Raw genomic sequence first — 14812 nt, 5'->3', positions numbered from 1 at the left:
CAGCCGTCATCCGATATCCGTCATCAGAGATCCGGGAGAAAAGACCATGGGCGCGAAGAATCGAGAACCCTATCAGCAAGCCTATTATCCACCTGTGCCGACACGGTTCACGCGGTATATGCGGACATCACTCCTGTGGCAGCTCATCCGCTTCGTCATCATCAATTTGAAGATTCTGAAGTTGATGATGAAAGCGCATCATGTCCATAAGGCGTAGCGACCGCAGAGCGGTGTCACGAGCACCTGAAGGGTTGGCTTGCCGGTCTCGTGAGCGATGCCTGGCGAACGGCGGACCCTCGCCGCGTGTGATCTATACCGAGCGCTTGGCCAGACCATAGCGCTCGATCTTCGCACTCAGGCCGACCCGCGAGAGACCGAGTTCCGCGGCGGCCTGTGACTTGTTCCAACGGTGGCGCTCGAGCGCCTCGCGCAGGACCCGGGTCTCCAGCGCCTCGATCCGTGCCTTGAGGGTCGGATCAATCGGCTCCGGTGCTTCTGGTTCGTCCGCGTGTGGATCCGCACCCGAGATCCTCGGATCCAGGACCTCGATCCCGAGCTCGTCCGTGTCGGTCATCACCAGCATCCGCTGGATCTCGTTCTGCAGCTCGCGCACATTTCCCGGCCACCGATAGCGTTGGAAGCGGTCGATCACCTCGGCGCTCAGTCCCTTCACGGGTTTGCCGAAGGCCGCCACGGCCGCTTTCAGGTGATGGCGAGCGAGCACCGGGATGTCGGCCGGTCGTTCGCGCAGCGGCGGCAGATGCAGGCGCACCGCGGCGAGCCTGTAATAGAGATCCTCCCGGAACCGGCCCTCGCCGATCTCGGTCTCGAGCGACCGATTGGTGGCCGCCACGACACGCACGTCGACCCGACGCCGCTGGTTGCTCCCGAGCGGACGCACCTCGCCTTCCTGCAGGACGCGCAGCAGCTTGACCTGAAAGGTCCGCGAGACCTCGCCGATCTCGTCGAGGAAGATGGTGCCGCCATCGGCCTGCTCGAAAAGACCGATCCGGTCGTTGACGGCGCCGGTGAAGGCGCCTTTTTTGTGTCCGAACAGCTCGCTTTCGAGGAGTTGATCCGGCATGGCGCCGCAGTTCTCGGCGACAAAGGGCTTGTCGGCGCGGTGGCTGTTGTAGTGCAGCGCGCGGGCGAAAAGCTCCTTGCCGGTGCCGGACTCTCCGGTCAGCAGGACCGGGATGTCGTAGGGGGCAACGCGCTCGACCAGGTCGCAGACCGCGTCGAGCGGCCCTCCGCGGCTGCGCACGATGGCGTCGAGCCGAAAGGTCCGCTTAAGGCGGGCGCGCTGCTCGGCGAGTCGCTGCTCCAAGCTCGCTGCGGTGAGACGGGTTTCGAGCGAGAGCAGGGCATGCTCGCGCTGGAGCCGGTACAGATGACAGGCGTTCCCGACGGTCAGCAGGAGCGTGTCGGGATGCCAGGGCTTGGTGATGTACTGATAGATGCCGGCGCGGTTGATGCCGTCGATGATATCGCCCGGATCCGTGTAGCCCGAGATGATGATGCGCACCACGTCGGGCCAACGCTCGCGGATCCGCGCGAGGAACTCCACCCCGGTCGTCTCGGGCATCCGCTGATCGGTGACGACGACTTGAACCCACTCTTCGGCGAGCAACGCCTCCGCAGCCGCTGCACTGGTTGCCGTCAGCACCTCGAACGACTCGTCGAGCGTCCGGGTCAGGGTTTCGAGGGAGAGCGGCTCGTCGTCGACCAGCAGAACGGTCGGTCGGGTGGCGCTCACGCGGGGGGCTCGGGTGTGGGCATCGTTTCGGCGGCGGATTCGGTCGCGGTCGAGTAGGGACTCTGCACGGATTTGAACCGCAAAGGGGCGGGGCGCGCAAGGTCTGTCGTGTGTCGGGCAGGTCGGGTTCCGCACGCCCGGTACACCACTCGGCTGTGCTGTCGAGGGTGTTGCGCGTCGTCATTCGACATCGACGTCCGCAACCGGTGACCCGGAAAGAGCAGTTGAACCGCAAAGAACGCAAAGGCGTTCAATGCCTTGCTTCAATGATGATGCTCGCCCGGGGGGTGAACGTCCTCGTGTTGCAAATTCTTGTTTTCCTTTGCGTCCTTTGCGCCTTTGCGTTTCCAAATGCCGGATTCAGGCTGACATGCCGCCTGTCGGATGACGCTGCGCTCAACCAACCTACATGGCGGGCAAGAAATGGGACTTGTCGCTGTCGCAACGCGGACAGCACCAGTGGTCCGGGAGGTCGGCGAATGCGGTATCGGGTGGGACCTGCCCGACCGGATCTCCCTCGGCCGGGTCGTAGATGTACCAGCAGATCCGACATTCCATGCGTGAATCGGTGCCCCGTGCGCCGGTATTGACGGGGTCCTCATCCGGCTCGCCGACACACGTACCCGGGTTCAACCCAATGCCTCCAGAATCTCAGCCAGCCGGTCGCGGCTGTCGTCGATGTCTTCCTGTGCGGCCAGAGCGGCGATGGGGACATCCGTGACCTCGAGCGTGCTCAGGATGAGACGATCGTCCGAGTTGAAGTGCTGCACCCACCAGACCTGCCGAATGCCGCCGGCGACGATCCGGCAGCTTCCGTAGCCGCGCGAGAGGATGGTCACATGTCCGCGGCCGAGGCGCTCGTCGAGATAGGCGTGATCCTGCTCGGTCATGGGGAGCAAGGTCAGATTGATGATGTGGGCCGCGGTGCCGGGACGCCATTCGGCGACCTTGGCCTCGATCTCGGCGATCAGCGCCGGGGCGTTCATGACCCCGTCCGGGAGGTCTCCGACGGGTCCGATCGTCTCGGTCGTCCCGAGAAAGGCGCTGTCCCTCACGAAGCTCGGGATCTCGGCCACCTCGATCAGCTCGCGGCCCGCAGAGCCGTCCGAGGCGGGGACGCGCAGCCGCCAGATCCCGGCGAGCCGCGTCTCCTGCGCACGCGTCTCGTCCAGACCCTGTTGAATGACGCTGACCTCGCCCTCGCCGAGGGTCTGGTCGACGAACTGGAGATTGATGATATCGAGCGGGTTCAGGTCCAGGACGTCCGCAGGCTGGCCAACGCAATGCCGTGCCAGGATCGCATGCAGATGCCGCAACTGATCCAGTCCGGCCGCGCAGCCATCGAGTGTCTCCGGCTCGGGTAGCAGAGGGGCTTGGTACGTCGCCATGCCCTTTGGCATCAAGAGATAGTCGGGGCCTTCGTCGACGACCACGCTTAAGGGTGTGCCCGGCATCCGTCGTGTCGTCGTGAGGTCTATCGGTGTCGTCATATTTGTTTGATCTCTATCGATTTGCGGAATCTCTCACGGAGACACGGAGACACGGATGAACAGACATGTGATCGACATCGTCTGGTGCGTTCCCTATCTCTGCCTCTCCGTGCCTCCGTGTCTCCGTGAGAGACAGTCGTGCCGAAGCCGGCGCGCCAACATGATCTACCACGCACCAAAGTCAGGGACGATCTTCAAGGTGGATCGCCGGGCCGGACAGGCCCGCCAGGACGCGCTCGTCGGCGATCCGGCAGGCGACCTCGGGTGCCGGCCGACCGGCTTCGTAGGCGTTCAGATCGAGCGACGGATGGGGCAGATCATGGGTGTCGCTGCTCGAATCGCTGCGCCGCTGCGCCACGACGCCGAACTGTGCCAGGTATTCCAACGCCATCGCGATCGCCGGGGCGATCCGCGCCTTGACCTGCGGGCCCAGGCTGCCGCCGAAGTCATCCAGCTCGACCGGCTGAACGCCGATCAGGAGCAGATGTTCCGGGTAGTCGCCGAGCATGGCCGCGAGCGCGAGCACCTCCTGGAACCCGGTCTGGTGCAGGCTCATCTTCTTGGCACCGAGAAAGCGCGGCACCTCGTCGCCCTCGACCCGCTTCATGGTGCCCGGCGGCAGCCCGTAGTCGACCGCATCGAAGACCACCAGCACATCGGCCGTGCGAACCCGGTCGACCAGATAGATGCCCTGGGTTCCGCCATCCAGCAGTTGGACGTTGGACGGCATGACCCAGTCGCGTTGCATCGCCTCCACCGCCCGCACGCCAAAGCCTTCGTCGGCCCAGAGCAGGTTGCCGATACCCAGGACCAGGACGGCGGCGTCGTTCCCGATGGTTCGATCGCTCATGGCCGGTCATCCTTGAACATCCGCCAGCCGCTGATCATGGTGCTGATCAGGCTCTGGCGCGACATGATGTCCTCGCGAATGGCGGTGTAGACGTGCAGCATCACGAAAACGACGATGACCCACATGCCCCAGTGGTGCCACATGCGCACGTCTTGGCTTTGGCCGACGAAGGGGATGACCCAGCCGAACAGCTGGTCTTGCCAAGTCCCGAGCCCGGTCTGCTCCGAATAGAGCGCAAATCCCGTGACGATCATCACCAGACCGCCGACCGTGATGATGACCACCATGAAGAGGTGAGCCAGCGGATTGTGACCGATATACTTGGCCGGCTCGACCTCCTTGAAGGCATACCAGCGGACCTCGTGAATCAGCTCGTGCCAGAAGCTCGCGCGCCAGAAGGGCAGAGTGAACAATTGGTGAGAATAGCGGTTGCCCACGAAGGCCCAATAGATCCGGAAGAGGAAGGCGATCACGAAGACATAGGCCGCGGCGAAATGCGCGAAGCGGATATAGCCCATCACATAATGATCACTGGCCTCGCCCGGCAAGGTCGGCAGCGGGCTGCCGATCAGATAGCCGCTGATGGCCAGGATCGTGATCGAGAGTGCGTTGATCCAATGCCAGGCCCGCAAGGGCGCCTGATAAACATAGACGGCGGTTCGTCTGACCTCTGGAAGGCTGGTGTTCATGTTGTCGTCCCGAGTGTGAGCGATGAATCCGGGGTGCACAGAGGAAAGCCCCGGGCCTCGTTCGTCATTGCGGCCATCGTGTCACGTGGCGCAGAGCGCCACGGGGCATGCGTGACACCGCGGAGCGGATGTCACGAGTTCCTGACTTCCCGGGGTGGGCGGATCTCGACGTTCCGACGTCGCTTCAGGGCCCGCCTGAGCGGGCGGCCGGCATTCCCACACACGAGCGTGGGCATAAGCGGCCGATCCGAACACCGCCGAGCCTCTTCTCTCTCGAAAATAATCACCTAAAACGCGTCCCCACCAAGTTCGCAAGGGGGCGGCGAGGCTGAGTTCACCTCGACCCCATCAAAGGACGCCAAGACGCGTTTTAGCGGACCTTGACGCGGGTGAGCTCCTCCCCGTCCGGCCCCATGATGTGCGTTGCACAGGCGAGACAGGGATCGAAGCTGTGCAGCGTGCGCAGGATCTCCAAAGGCTCGTCCGCCTTGGCCAGCGGGGTGTTGAGCAGCGACGCCTCGAAGGCCCCGATGTTCCCCGCCGGGTCGCGCGGCGAGCCGTTCCAGGTGGTCGGCACGACCGCCTGGTAGTTCTCGATTTTGCCGTGCTTGATAACGATCCAGTGTCCGAGCGCTCCGCGCGGTGCCTCGGTCGTGCCCACACCGCGTGCCTCCTTCGGCCAGGTCTTGGGATCCCAGTTGTCGACATTCGCCGTCGCCGTATCGCCGGCCTTGATGTTGGCGACCAGCTTGTTCTGGAAATAGCGCATCTTGTGGGCCGCCCAGGAGGCTTCGAGCCCGCGTGCGGCGGTGCGCCCCAGGGTCGAGAAGATTGCCTCGAGCGGCAGTCCGAGATCGGTCAGCAGCTTGTCGACCGGCTCCTTAAACTCAGGGTTGCCCTGGGCGTAGCCGATGACATAGCGCGCCAGCGGACCGACCTCCATCGCGTGACCGCGCCACCGCGGAGCCTTGACCCACGAGTATTTGGCCTGCTCGTCGACCGCCTCGATGCGGGTGCGCGTGCCGACGGCGTTGGGTCCCAGCACGAAGTTGGGCTCGGTTACCCCGTCCCAGGGATGCAGACCGCGCGTCTCGTCCTTGTAGCTGAACCAGGAATGGTCGACGAACTCCTGGATCTCCTCGGGGTTGCGCAGGTCGATCTCGTGGATCTCGTTGAGATTGCCGTTGATGATGGCCCCGCGCGGTAGGAGCAGATTATCGGCCGAGTCGTCGTTCGCATGATCCGGGATGTCGCCGTAGGACATCACCGCCTGACTGCTCAGCCCGCCGCCGTAGGTCCAGTCCTTATAGAAGGAGGCGATCGCGATCAGGTCCGGGATATAGACCTTGTCGATGAACGCGATGGTCTGGTCGATGATGCTGCTGACGAGATTCAGCCGCTCCATGTTGATCGCGCCGACCGCGCCCGTGCCGCCGACATTGATGGCGCAGGGCATCCCGCCGACCAGCCAGTTCGGATGCGGGTTCTTGCCGCCATAAACGGTGTGGATCTTCACGATCTCCTTCTGGAAGTCGAGCGCCTCCAGATAGTGGGTGACCGCCATCAGATTGGCCTCGGGCGGCAGTTTGTAGGCCGGACTGCCCCAGTAGCCGTTCATGAAGGGTCCGAGCTGGCCCGACTCCACGAAGCGCTTGAGCCGATTCTGCACGTCGCGGAAATAGCCCGGCGAGGACTTGGGCCAGTCACTGATGCTTTGCGCGAGCGCGCTCGTCGCTTTTGGATCGGCTCCGAGTGCGGAGACCACGTCCACCCAATCCAGCGCATGCAGATGATAGAAATGCACCAGGTGGTCGTGCGCCTGGAGCGTGAGCTGCATGATGTTGCGGATGGAGTTGGCGTTCTCCGGGATTGCGATCCCGAGCGCATCCTCGACCGCGCGCACCGAGGTCAGGGCGTGGGTGCCGGTGCAGACGCCGCAGATCCGCTCCGTGAAGGCCCAGGCGTCGCGCGGATCGCGGCCGCGCAGGATGACTTCGAGCCCGCGCCACATGGTCCCGGTGCTGACCGCGTTGCGGATCACGTTGTTCTCGTCGAGATTCACCTCGCAGCGCAGGTGTCCCTCGATGCGGGTGACCGGATCGACGACGAGACGTCGTCCGGCGGTATCGAGCTCGAAGCCGTTGGCCGTCGTGACGCTCATGCTTGGTCATCTCCCTTCTTGTCTTGGGCGTGTTTGTAGACGCTGACGGCCGCATGGGCGGCGATGGCCGCACCCACGCCGGTCGCAACCGCGATGCCGGTGCGATCCGCGTTGGCCTCGATGCCGAAGGCGTGGGTATCGGTGACGTGCTGATAGAAGCTGCCCTTGTCCCAGAAGCCGTCCTCGGAGCAGCCGATACAGCCGTGTCCGGACTGGATCGGGAAGGAGACCCCCCCGTTCCAGCGGATCGTCGAGCAGGCGTTGTAGGTGGTCGGACCCTTGCAGCCGACCTTGTAGAGACAGTAGCCGCGGCGCGCGCCCTCGTCGTCCCAGGCTTCGACGAACTGGCCGGCATCGAAGTGCGGCCGGCGATAGCACTTGTCGTGGATGCGCTGTCCGTAGAACATCAGCGGGCGACCCTGGCGGTCGAGCTCCGGTAGACGGTCGAAGGTCAGGATGTAGGTCAGGACCCCGGTCATGACCTCCGCGATCGGTGGACAGCCCGGCACCTTGATGACCGGCTTGTCGCGGATGACCTCATGGACCGGGGTGGCACGTGTCGGATTAGGCCGTGCCGCCTGGACGCAGCCCCAGGAGGCGCAGGAGCCCCAGGAGATGACGGCCTTGCAACTGTCGGCCATCTCCAGAAGCTGCTCGACGAAGGGACGGCCGCCGACAATGCAGCTCATCCCGTCCTGATTGAGCGGCGGGTTGCCCTCGACAGCCAAGATGTAATTCCCGGCGTGCTTGTGGCGAACCTCCTCCAGGATTGCCTCCGCCTGATGCCCGGCCGCCGCCATAATGAGATCGTCGTAATCCAGCGAGATCATCGAGAGGATCACGTCTGACACCAGCGGATGCGCCGAGCGGATGAAGGACTCCGAGCAGCAGGTGCATTCGAGCCCATGCAGCCAGACGACCGGGATCCGCGGCTTGGTCTCCATCGCGTGCGCGATCTTCCCGGCGAAGGCCGGCGCGAGCCCGAGCGCGGTGGCCGTCAGGCTACAGAATTTGAGGAAGCTGCGGCGCGTGATCCCCTGGCGCCGCATGACCTCGTAATAGGTTTCGGTGGTTGGCATCTGTTGGTCGTCCCCGCGGTTCGTCGGCGCCTGGATGGAGCCGGACGGTCGGGGAGCGTAAAAGCAAAAGAGATGCCATGAATAATTTAATAATACATAACAATCGATTATGTGATTTATCTGAAATGTGCTCGGCCCGGAGTGCAAAGACGACTGACAATTCTGGTGGCCGGGCGTAAAGGCGCCTTGCAATCGAGCAGGCACAGCCGAGCGAGGTCACGCCGTCGGACTGCTGCCGGCTTCTGGGCCTTCGCTCGTGTTGCGGACGTTGCCAGGTTTGCCGGATTCGACGTTCGGCGGAACCGGGCGGATGTTCATCGGCTGTCCGGGAGAACGCGTATACTGCACCCATGCTTCGGGGGGTGGCTACGGAACCGCCCGGAATTCACCTTTCCATTCGCCGGAATAAGCTAAATAAATCATGGTTGAATCCGACGACGTCGTCGCGCAGACCAAGAAATGGATATCCGAGATCGTGATCGGATGTCGGTTGTGTCCCTTTGCGGCACGAGAGTTCAATCGCGGTACCATACATTATCAGGTGGAGGACGCCTCCGATCCGGAATCCTGTTTGCATGCGTTTCTTTCGGAATGCCGCCGTCTCGATATGACTCCGTCAATTGAGACAACGCTGCTCATCCTGCCTGCAGCATCTCCGGGTTTCGATGATTTTTTGGACTTGGTCGAAATGGCGGAAGATCTTCTGGAAGCAGAAGGCTATGAAGGTCAGTATCAGGTTGCCGGCTTCCATCCCGATTACCGATTTGCCGATGCGCCCAAAGCTGATCCTGCAAACTATACGAACAGGTCGCTCTATCCGATGTTGCACCTGCTTCGCGAAGAGGGCATCGAACATGTGCTGGAGCGATATCCTGATGCGGACGCTATCCCTGAAAGAAACATCGCATTTGCCCGCGAGAAGGGACTTGACCATATGAAAGCGCTGAGGGATGCCTGTTTTTAAACCGCGCCCGTCACGGTATGCGATGTTTTTGGTTGGGATCAGTTTCGGCAGACGTAACGAGTGTTGGAGTCGGCGCGGTTTAAGAGATTAAAGAATATTAAATTTAAACCGCGTCTCACCGAGATCGAGGGCATCTCCAAAGCCAAATGCAAAATGAAAATGACGCATCTCGCTCTGGATGCGGTTTAGTTCGTTCTCGGCATGACCCGACGGGAGAACAGAATGAAAAATAGCGAGCAAGACAGCCTTCGCCAAGCGGTACGCGATCGCTACGGCGCGACGGCACGAGCGGCGACGGCGGGCGAGGGAGCGGATTGCTGCGCCCCGTCTTCCTCGGGCGGTTGTTGCGCGCCTGTGCCGATCCAATCGACCCTGCTCGGGTACAGCGCCGCGGAGGCCGCCGCCGTACCCGAGGGTGCCAATCTCGGCTTGGGTTGCGGCAATCCCCAAGCGATCGCGGCGCTGAAGCCGGGCGAGACGGTGCTGGACCTGGGCAGTGGTGCCGGATTCGATTGTTTCCTCGCCTCCACACACGTCGGCGAGACCGGTCGCGTCATCGGCGTCGACATGACGCCGGAGATGCTGACCAAGGCGCGCCTCAACGCGCAGGTGCACGCCGAGGCGGTGGGGCACCGCAACGTCGAGTTTCGACTCGGCGAGATCGAGAACCTGCCGCTGGCGGATGGCGCGGTCGACGTCATCATCTCGAACTGCGTGATCAACCTGTCTCCGGACAAGGCCCGTGTCTTCGCCGAGGCATTTCGGGTGCTGAAGCCGGGCGGGCGATTGGCCATCTCGGACATCGTCGCGACCGCGGACCTTCCGGACGATCTCAGGTCTGATCTGTCGCTCTACACGGGCTGCATGGCCGGGGCGGCCCGGATCGATGCGCTCGAGCAGATGCTGCAGGGGGCGGGATTCGAACAGGTGCGCGTGTCGCCCAAGGACGAGAGCAGGGAATTCATCCGGGACTGGGCCCCGGGAACGCCGGTCACGGACTATTTGGTCTCTGCGAGTATCGAGGCGATCAAGCCGGGCTAAACCGCGTCCGGAGCGCCATGCGTCGTTTTCATTGTGCGTTTGGCTTCGGAGATATCCTCGATCCCAGCGAGACGCGGTTTAGAATTTAAGAGTTTTTAATACTTTAAACCGCGCCAGCTCCGACAGTCGTCGGAGCCGGCGCAGCCAAGCCACTCCGACAAATGACGCTTACCACACCGGGCGCGGTTTAGTTGCAATCTGCGCGGGCGCCGCGGGTTCGCGTCGCCCCTTCAAAGGAGCTTGACCAAGGCCGCAAGTGCGGCAACCTGGCCCAGCATCAGCGGAACGATCCACTTCAGCAGATCGACCTTGGTGCGCTCGATGGCGGCATGGACATTGGCGATGTCCTTCTGAACCTCGCCCCGTAGCTTGGCGATCTCCTTATGCATGTCCGCGCGCAGCTCGGCGATGTCTTTCTTGAGATCGCTTCTGATCTGCTCGATCTCCTTTTGGAGACGCAGCTCGGATTCGCGGACATCCGACCGAAGGGCGACATCGCCGGCGCGCGGCCACTGTTGCTCCAAGGCATCGATGGTATCGACGATGAGCCGAAAGCGGGTTGTATCGTCCGGCGCCTCGGTCAGGCTTTCATAGAGTCTTAGGGCGAGTCCCATGCGGTGCTCCCGATGTCGGGTGACCCGGTCGGCGTCATCTTGACGCGTCGGCCGGACAAGCCGTTGCTCAGCTGCCGTCTCGTGCGGAGGCGCTTGCCGCGGGGCGGAGATTCTCGACGATGTCGAGGTTCTCGAGTTCCGCCGCGCGCTTCTCCGAATAGCCCAAGGCACGATAGTTCAGGATCCCGTTCGGGGCATGGCATTCGACGCAGTCGCGGCCCGCGGGTTGAATGCCGTGATTGACCATCAGCGACCCCATCTGACGCATCCACTTGGGCTCGACGTTCTTAAGCTCCCCGTCGACCAGCGGATAATCGGTCTTCCATCCACCGCTGACACCGAAATAGGCCATGAACTCGTCCATCATATAGCGCTTGAACGGCTCCTGATACATGCGCCGTACGATGGGGTCGCGGATCGCCTGTTTGACGGAGGCGGCCGTGTCTCCCGTCTCGTAGTAGGTCGCGTAATCGAACGGCAGGATCATGGCGCCGAACGGACCTTGATTCCCCATGTCTTCGTACATCATGGCGTTGAAGAGCTTGAAGGGATAGATGCGGCTTTCCCCGTCGTTCATGTGCGCACGCAGGTTTTGATCCAGCATCCGGCGCCGCTCCTCCAATTGCTCGGGCGTGAGCTGGGAAAGCGGGTCGGTCGCGGCCTCGACGTAGGCATCCACGTCGATGTCGGGGTAGGTCTTTTTCAGCTCGATCGCCTTCTCGCGCACGGCGGCGACGATCTCCGGATCATCGATGCGGGCCAGTTGCTGCATCAGCGGGTCGTATTCGGTCGAGCCGTTCGGATTGTTGCCCAAGGCGTTTGCCAGGAAGGTTCCGTTGCCGTTGAACCAGAGGAAGGTGAACCCCTTGTTGACCTCGCCGGAGCGATAGATGTCGGTGGGTGTGAAAATGCCTTCCTCCGCATCCCAGGTCGGGTGAACCCAATCGCGGAGCACGACGTTGTTGTCCTGAAGCTCCCTAATATGACAAGTCTCGCAGGCGATCCGATCGAGATGCCCGTTGAGCAACGCCTTGTGCTCGGAGCGGTTGTGCGGTGCGATGCTGTGACAGGTCACGCACGAGACCTCGACATCCGGCAGATCGTTGGCGACGAGATCGACACCCATCCGACCGCGCGGAATCTTGTGGCCTTCCGGGACATGACAATCGGTGCATTGCAGACCCGCCGCGGCATGGACGTCGTCCTGCGGGCTGAAAGGATTGCCGCGCTTGGCGCCGGTATGGAGGAGGCGCTGGTGCTTCTCCCCGAGCGCCTTTGCTGCGTCGTTGTGCAGATAGGCATCCCCGCCCATGTTGTGCTGATGGCAGTTGAGGCAGTTCTTGGTCGTCGAGCGCCCTACGGTGAGGGCGGCGCGCATCGTGCGATCCTGATTCCAGCGCAGCCCGACACGATCTTCGATCACGTACCGCTGATTCATATCGTATTCGGCGGAATGACAGATCAGACAGTCGATGCCCTGTTTGGCGACAGCGGGCACATCACCGATCGGCATCATCTTTTCGGTCGCCGGGTGATAGTTGCCGCCAATATGGCATTGGCCGCAGCCTTCGCTGCGTAACGCGACCTCGCCATGCGTCGATTCAGGTCGACTCTCCACCAGCGCTGCCCAGCCGGTCCAGGAAAAGCTGCCGGGGATGCCGCAGGCCCGGTTGATCTTGCCGACCGGGATCGGACGGCTGCCCTCGGCGTTCACTTGGCGTCCGTCGTAGCCGTAGGTCGAGAAGCCGCCTCCGGCATCGCTCTGGAACTTGAAATGCACCGAGTTGACGATGTCGTCGAGCGTGTCGACCTCGGAGGTACGCCCGTCGTGATGCCGGACTTGGATGGTGGCGTGACACTGCAGGCAGGTCTTGGGGCCTTCGTACTGCAGGATCTTCGCATCACGAAAATATTTGATATGCGTCGGCTCGTGCTTGCGCATGAAGGACTGCGTGTTCATGAGCATTTCGACCTTGACCCGACGGGCGAAGGCATTCTCGTCGGGTCCGACGATCGCCTCGGCGGCCGTGCGGCGCGCACTCAGCGAGAGCTCGGTCGCCATCGCCTCGAGCTCCTGCTCCGTGATCGGCCGACTGTTGGCATAGGTCAAAGGCGCGTTTGATTTCCCCACGTAAGCGTCGAAAGCGATCGGATAGACCACCTTGTAGAGGACGAAGAGGACGAGCAGCCCCACCGCGAACGTGATGAGAAGCCGACGTGCGTTCTTGGGTGTCAGCAGGGTTTTGGCGAATGCGTTCATGGCGTCTCACGCGGGGCCGGAGCCGGGGTCGAAGTCTCGGTACGGGGCGGGTCGGATTCGCGATGCCAACCGGTGATCATGGCGCGGAGATTCGAAAAGACCGTATCGCCGGTGGTGATGATATACATGTGCACCAAAAGGAAGAGGGCCAGAAGATAGCTGACGACGACATGGGTCATGGCGACGACCCAAACGCTGCCGAGGCCGAAGAGGGTCTCCGGCAGATAGACCGAATAGAGAAAGGCCCATCCGCTGAGGATGAGGATCGGCATCAGGCCGTACATGACGCCGAGGTAGCTCAGTTGTTGAAGTGTGTTGAACTTCATGGCCTCGGTGACATGGAACGGATGCGGCTCGAGCCGAAAGATTCCGACCATGTAGTAGCGTGTTTGGGCGGTCAAATCTCCGATGAGTGTACGAAATCGGATGCGATAGTGGCGCGCATTCGCGCTCTTGGCATTGACGACGACGAAGCCGATCCAAGCGATGGTCAGCAAGATCCCGGCGGTATTGTGCACGACCCGCGCGGTGGCAAAGGGCATCAACCAATCGGCGCCGGCGTAATGCATGCTGACCCCGGAGGCGATCAGGGTCAGGAACAAGAGCGCGTTGATCCAGTGCCAGAGCCGCAGCCAGACCGGATAGAGATACAGCGATGTCATCATGCCCTCCTGTTCGCCCGGCGGGCGAGATAGCGACCGACGCCATGCGCGGCCAGCAGCAGGACCATCAGTCCCATAATGATCAAGCTGAGTCGGTCCAGCGCCGGGCTCTTGCTCATGCCGACGACATAGGCCTCGTTGAAGATGGCCTTGGCGAGCAAGCCGCTGCGGGCGATATCTTCCTCGGAGCGGAACTGATAGAGACGTGCGAGGAGCTGCGCGTCGGCGGAGTGACAGCTCACGCAATTCTTCTCGCTTTCCTCGGCCGGAAGAATCTCGTGGTTCGCGAAGAGTGCGACGGGTGTGTGACAGTCGACACACCGCACCGAGCCCCAGTGGGCGTCGCGATTCGGCAGCCAGTCATGGCTCGTGCTGAAGGGTGCGACCAACTCCTCATGGCAAGACACGCACACCGCGTTGTGGTTCCGCACGATCTGAACGAGCGGCTCTCCGACCGCGGCCGGGCGGAAGCGATGCGGGTCGTGACAGGAGTGGCAACTAAAGTCAGCGGCCTCCTGCGAGTCCGAGATCGCGTGGACGCTGCGCTTGAACTCGGCATCGATGTCGACCCAACCCCGGCTCAGATTGTTGTCTTCGTCCTCGTGACAGCCGATACAGTCCAGATCCCCCGGAGCCGGTCGGTCCGGATGCGGATAGCGCCGATAGCTGCGGCGATGACAGTCGATGCAGGCCAGCTCGCCGTGGACCGAGTGCGCGAGCCCCTCGCGATCGATCGACAGATCGACGATGTCGCCGTTTTCAGGGTTACGGTAGGCGAGGGTGGGCATGGCATGGCAGCGCAGGCAGGTGTGTCGATCCGCCGCGGCGTCGGCGAGCTGCCTGTCGACGGCGTCGCCGACCGGCTCGGTGATCGCCGCGGCGGCCTGCTCGGCGCTTGCCCCGAACGCGAAGAGACAGAGCCAGAGCGCAAGAGACCAGCCGAAGCGGACGACGCGGGCCGGCGTCGATCCGGGTCCACCTGTCGGGGTCCGGCGCGGGTCATCGGAGTGAAATTGGGCTCCCTGTCGGGCCGCCCGGTCGCGTGAGGCATTCATGTCGCATCCTGATTGCCGTGATGTTTCGGCCTTCGGATGTCGTTGGTGTCCTCGACACAACAGAGGCCGGCCATGGGGAGAGACGTCGGGAAATCGCCGCTATCGAGGACGATCTTACGCGCGCTCATCACCGGGTTCCAGCATCCACGCCGAGCATCGGCCTGTGTCGGAGCAGGACCGCCGCCGAATCC

Annotated in this window: 13 protein-coding genes; 2 read left to right on the top strand and 11 right to left on the bottom strand. The window is 62.7% G+C overall.

Annotation, left to right across the window (positions count from 1 at the left end):
• Positions 1-310 precede the first annotated feature (310 nt).
• The 7 genes from BDD21_RS00365 to BDD21_RS00335 all read right to left on the bottom strand — a co-directional run bounded on the left by BDD21_RS00365 (position 311) and on the right by BDD21_RS00335 (position 8025).
• Positions 311-1756, bottom strand: a complete 1446-nt coding sequence (locus BDD21_RS00365) for a sigma-54-dependent transcriptional regulator (RefSeq protein WP_120795462.1) — start codon at positions 1754-1756, stop codon at positions 311-313.
• A 405-nt stretch (positions 1757-2161) separates the two neighbouring features.
• Positions 2162-2389, bottom strand: coding sequence for a rubredoxin (locus BDD21_RS00360; protein ID WP_245969348.1), 228 nt, complete (start codon positions 2387-2389; stop codon positions 2162-2164).
• The gene (locus BDD21_RS00355) at positions 2386-3246 is read right to left on the bottom strand and encodes a hydrogenase expression/formation protein (protein ID WP_211334948.1); all 861 of its coding nucleotides are present in this window, start codon (positions 3244-3246) and stop codon (positions 2386-2388) included. Before BDD21_RS00355 ends, BDD21_RS00360 begins: the two co-directional genes overlap by 4 nt.
• 181 nt (positions 3247-3427) lie before the next feature.
• Positions 3428-4096, bottom strand: a complete 669-nt coding sequence (locus BDD21_RS00350; protein WP_120795460.1) for a HyaD/HybD family hydrogenase maturation endopeptidase — start codon at positions 4094-4096, stop codon at positions 3428-3430.
• A complete protein-coding gene (gene cybH / locus BDD21_RS00345; protein WP_120795459.1) occupies positions 4093-4785 on the bottom strand; it encodes a Ni/Fe-hydrogenase, b-type cytochrome subunit in 693 nt (230 codons plus the stop codon). The genes BDD21_RS00350 and cybH overlap by 4 nt, the downstream gene beginning before the upstream one ends.
• 370 nt (positions 4786-5155) lie before the next feature.
• Positions 5156-6946 carry a nickel-dependent hydrogenase large subunit gene (locus BDD21_RS00340; protein ID WP_120795458.1) on the bottom strand — a complete coding sequence of 597 codons (1791 nt, stop codon included), beginning with the start codon at positions 6944-6946 and terminating at the stop codon, positions 5156-5158.
• The gene (locus BDD21_RS00335) at positions 6943-8025 is read right to left on the bottom strand and encodes a hydrogenase small subunit (RefSeq protein ID WP_120795457.1); all 1083 of its coding nucleotides are present in this window, start codon (positions 8023-8025) and stop codon (positions 6943-6945) included. The genes BDD21_RS00340 and BDD21_RS00335 overlap by 4 nt, the downstream gene beginning before the upstream one ends.
• A 421-nt stretch (positions 8026-8446) precedes the next feature.
• On the opposite strand from BDD21_RS00335, the gene BDD21_RS00330 reads away from it, so the two are divergent.
• Both BDD21_RS00330 and BDD21_RS00325 read left to right on the top strand, forming a co-directional pair.
• Positions 8447-8989, top strand: coding sequence for a DUF1415 domain-containing protein (locus BDD21_RS00330; protein ID WP_120795456.1), 543 nt, complete (start codon positions 8447-8449; stop codon positions 8987-8989).
• 222 nt (positions 8990-9211) lie between these two features.
• Positions 9212-10030 (top strand): arsenite methyltransferase, encoded by an 819-nt coding sequence (locus BDD21_RS00325; RefSeq protein ID WP_120795455.1) that lies wholly within the window; start codon positions 9212-9214, stop codon positions 10028-10030.
• A gap of 230 nt (positions 10031-10260) precedes the next feature.
• Here the strand turns inward: BDD21_RS00325 and BDD21_RS00320 are convergent, their stop codons facing one another.
• The 4 genes from BDD21_RS00320 to BDD21_RS00305 form a co-directional block, all read right to left on the bottom strand.
• Positions 10261-10644: a DUF1640 domain-containing protein gene (locus BDD21_RS00320; RefSeq protein WP_120795454.1), complete on the bottom strand. Its 384-nt coding sequence runs from the start codon at positions 10642-10644 to the stop codon at positions 10261-10263.
• A gap of 67 nt (positions 10645-10711) precedes the next feature.
• Entirely contained in the window at positions 10712-12904 is a 2193-nt protein-coding gene (locus tag BDD21_RS00315; RefSeq protein ID WP_120795453.1) for a cytochrome c3 family protein, read from the bottom strand.
• Positions 12901-13566, bottom strand: coding sequence for a cytochrome b/b6 domain-containing protein (locus BDD21_RS00310; protein WP_120795452.1), 666 nt, complete (start codon positions 13564-13566; stop codon positions 12901-12903). The genes BDD21_RS00315 and BDD21_RS00310 overlap by 4 nt, the downstream gene beginning before the upstream one ends.
• Positions 13566-14621, bottom strand: a complete 1056-nt coding sequence (locus tag BDD21_RS00305; protein WP_245969347.1) for a cytochrome c3 family protein — start codon at positions 14619-14621, stop codon at positions 13566-13568. The genes BDD21_RS00310 and BDD21_RS00305 overlap by 1 nt, the downstream gene beginning before the upstream one ends.
• Positions 14622-14812: the final 191 nt, after the last annotated feature.

It is taken from the genome of Thiocapsa rosea (genome assembly GCF_003634315.1).
Lineage (GTDB): Bacteria > Pseudomonadota > Gammaproteobacteria > Chromatiales > Chromatiaceae > Thiocapsa > Thiocapsa rosea.
Note: the sequence above shows the minus strand (reverse complement) of the source record. Positions and strands in the feature narration are given on the sequence as shown.

Coding starts and splice junctions, on each gene's coding strand:
- cybH (WP_120795459.1), bottom strand. CDS start 4,785: ATGAACACCAGCCTTCCAGAGGTCAGACGAACCGCCGTCTATGTTTAT.
- BDD21_RS00330 (WP_120795456.1), top strand. CDS start 8,447: ATGGTTGAATCCGACGACGTCGTCGCGCAGACCAAGAAATGGATATCC.
- BDD21_RS00305 (WP_245969347.1), bottom strand. CDS start 14,621: ATGAATGCCTCACGCGACCGGGCGGCCCGACAGGGAGCCCAATTTCAC.
- BDD21_RS00315 (WP_120795453.1), bottom strand. CDS start 12,904: ATGAACGCATTCGCCAAAACCCTGCTGACACCCAAGAACGCACGTCGG.
- BDD21_RS00335 (WP_120795457.1), bottom strand. CDS start 8,025: ATGCCAACCACCGAAACCTATTACGAGGTCATGCGGCGCCAGGGGATC.
- BDD21_RS00325 (WP_120795455.1), top strand. CDS start 9,212: ATGAAAAATAGCGAGCAAGACAGCCTTCGCCAAGCGGTACGCGATCGC.
- BDD21_RS00355 (WP_211334948.1), bottom strand. CDS start 3,246: ATGACGACACCGATAGACCTCACGACGACACGACGGATGCCGGGCACA.
- BDD21_RS00320 (WP_120795454.1), bottom strand. CDS start 10,644: ATGGGACTCGCCCTAAGACTCTATGAAAGCCTGACCGAGGCGCCGGAC.
- BDD21_RS00350 (WP_120795460.1), bottom strand. CDS start 4,096: ATGAGCGATCGAACCATCGGGAACGACGCCGCCGTCCTGGTCCTGGGT.
- BDD21_RS00340 (WP_120795458.1), bottom strand. CDS start 6,946: ATGAGCGTCACGACGGCCAACGGCTTCGAGCTCGATACCGCCGGACGA.
- BDD21_RS00310 (WP_120795452.1), bottom strand. CDS start 13,566: ATGACATCGCTGTATCTCTATCCGGTCTGGCTGCGGCTCTGGCACTGG.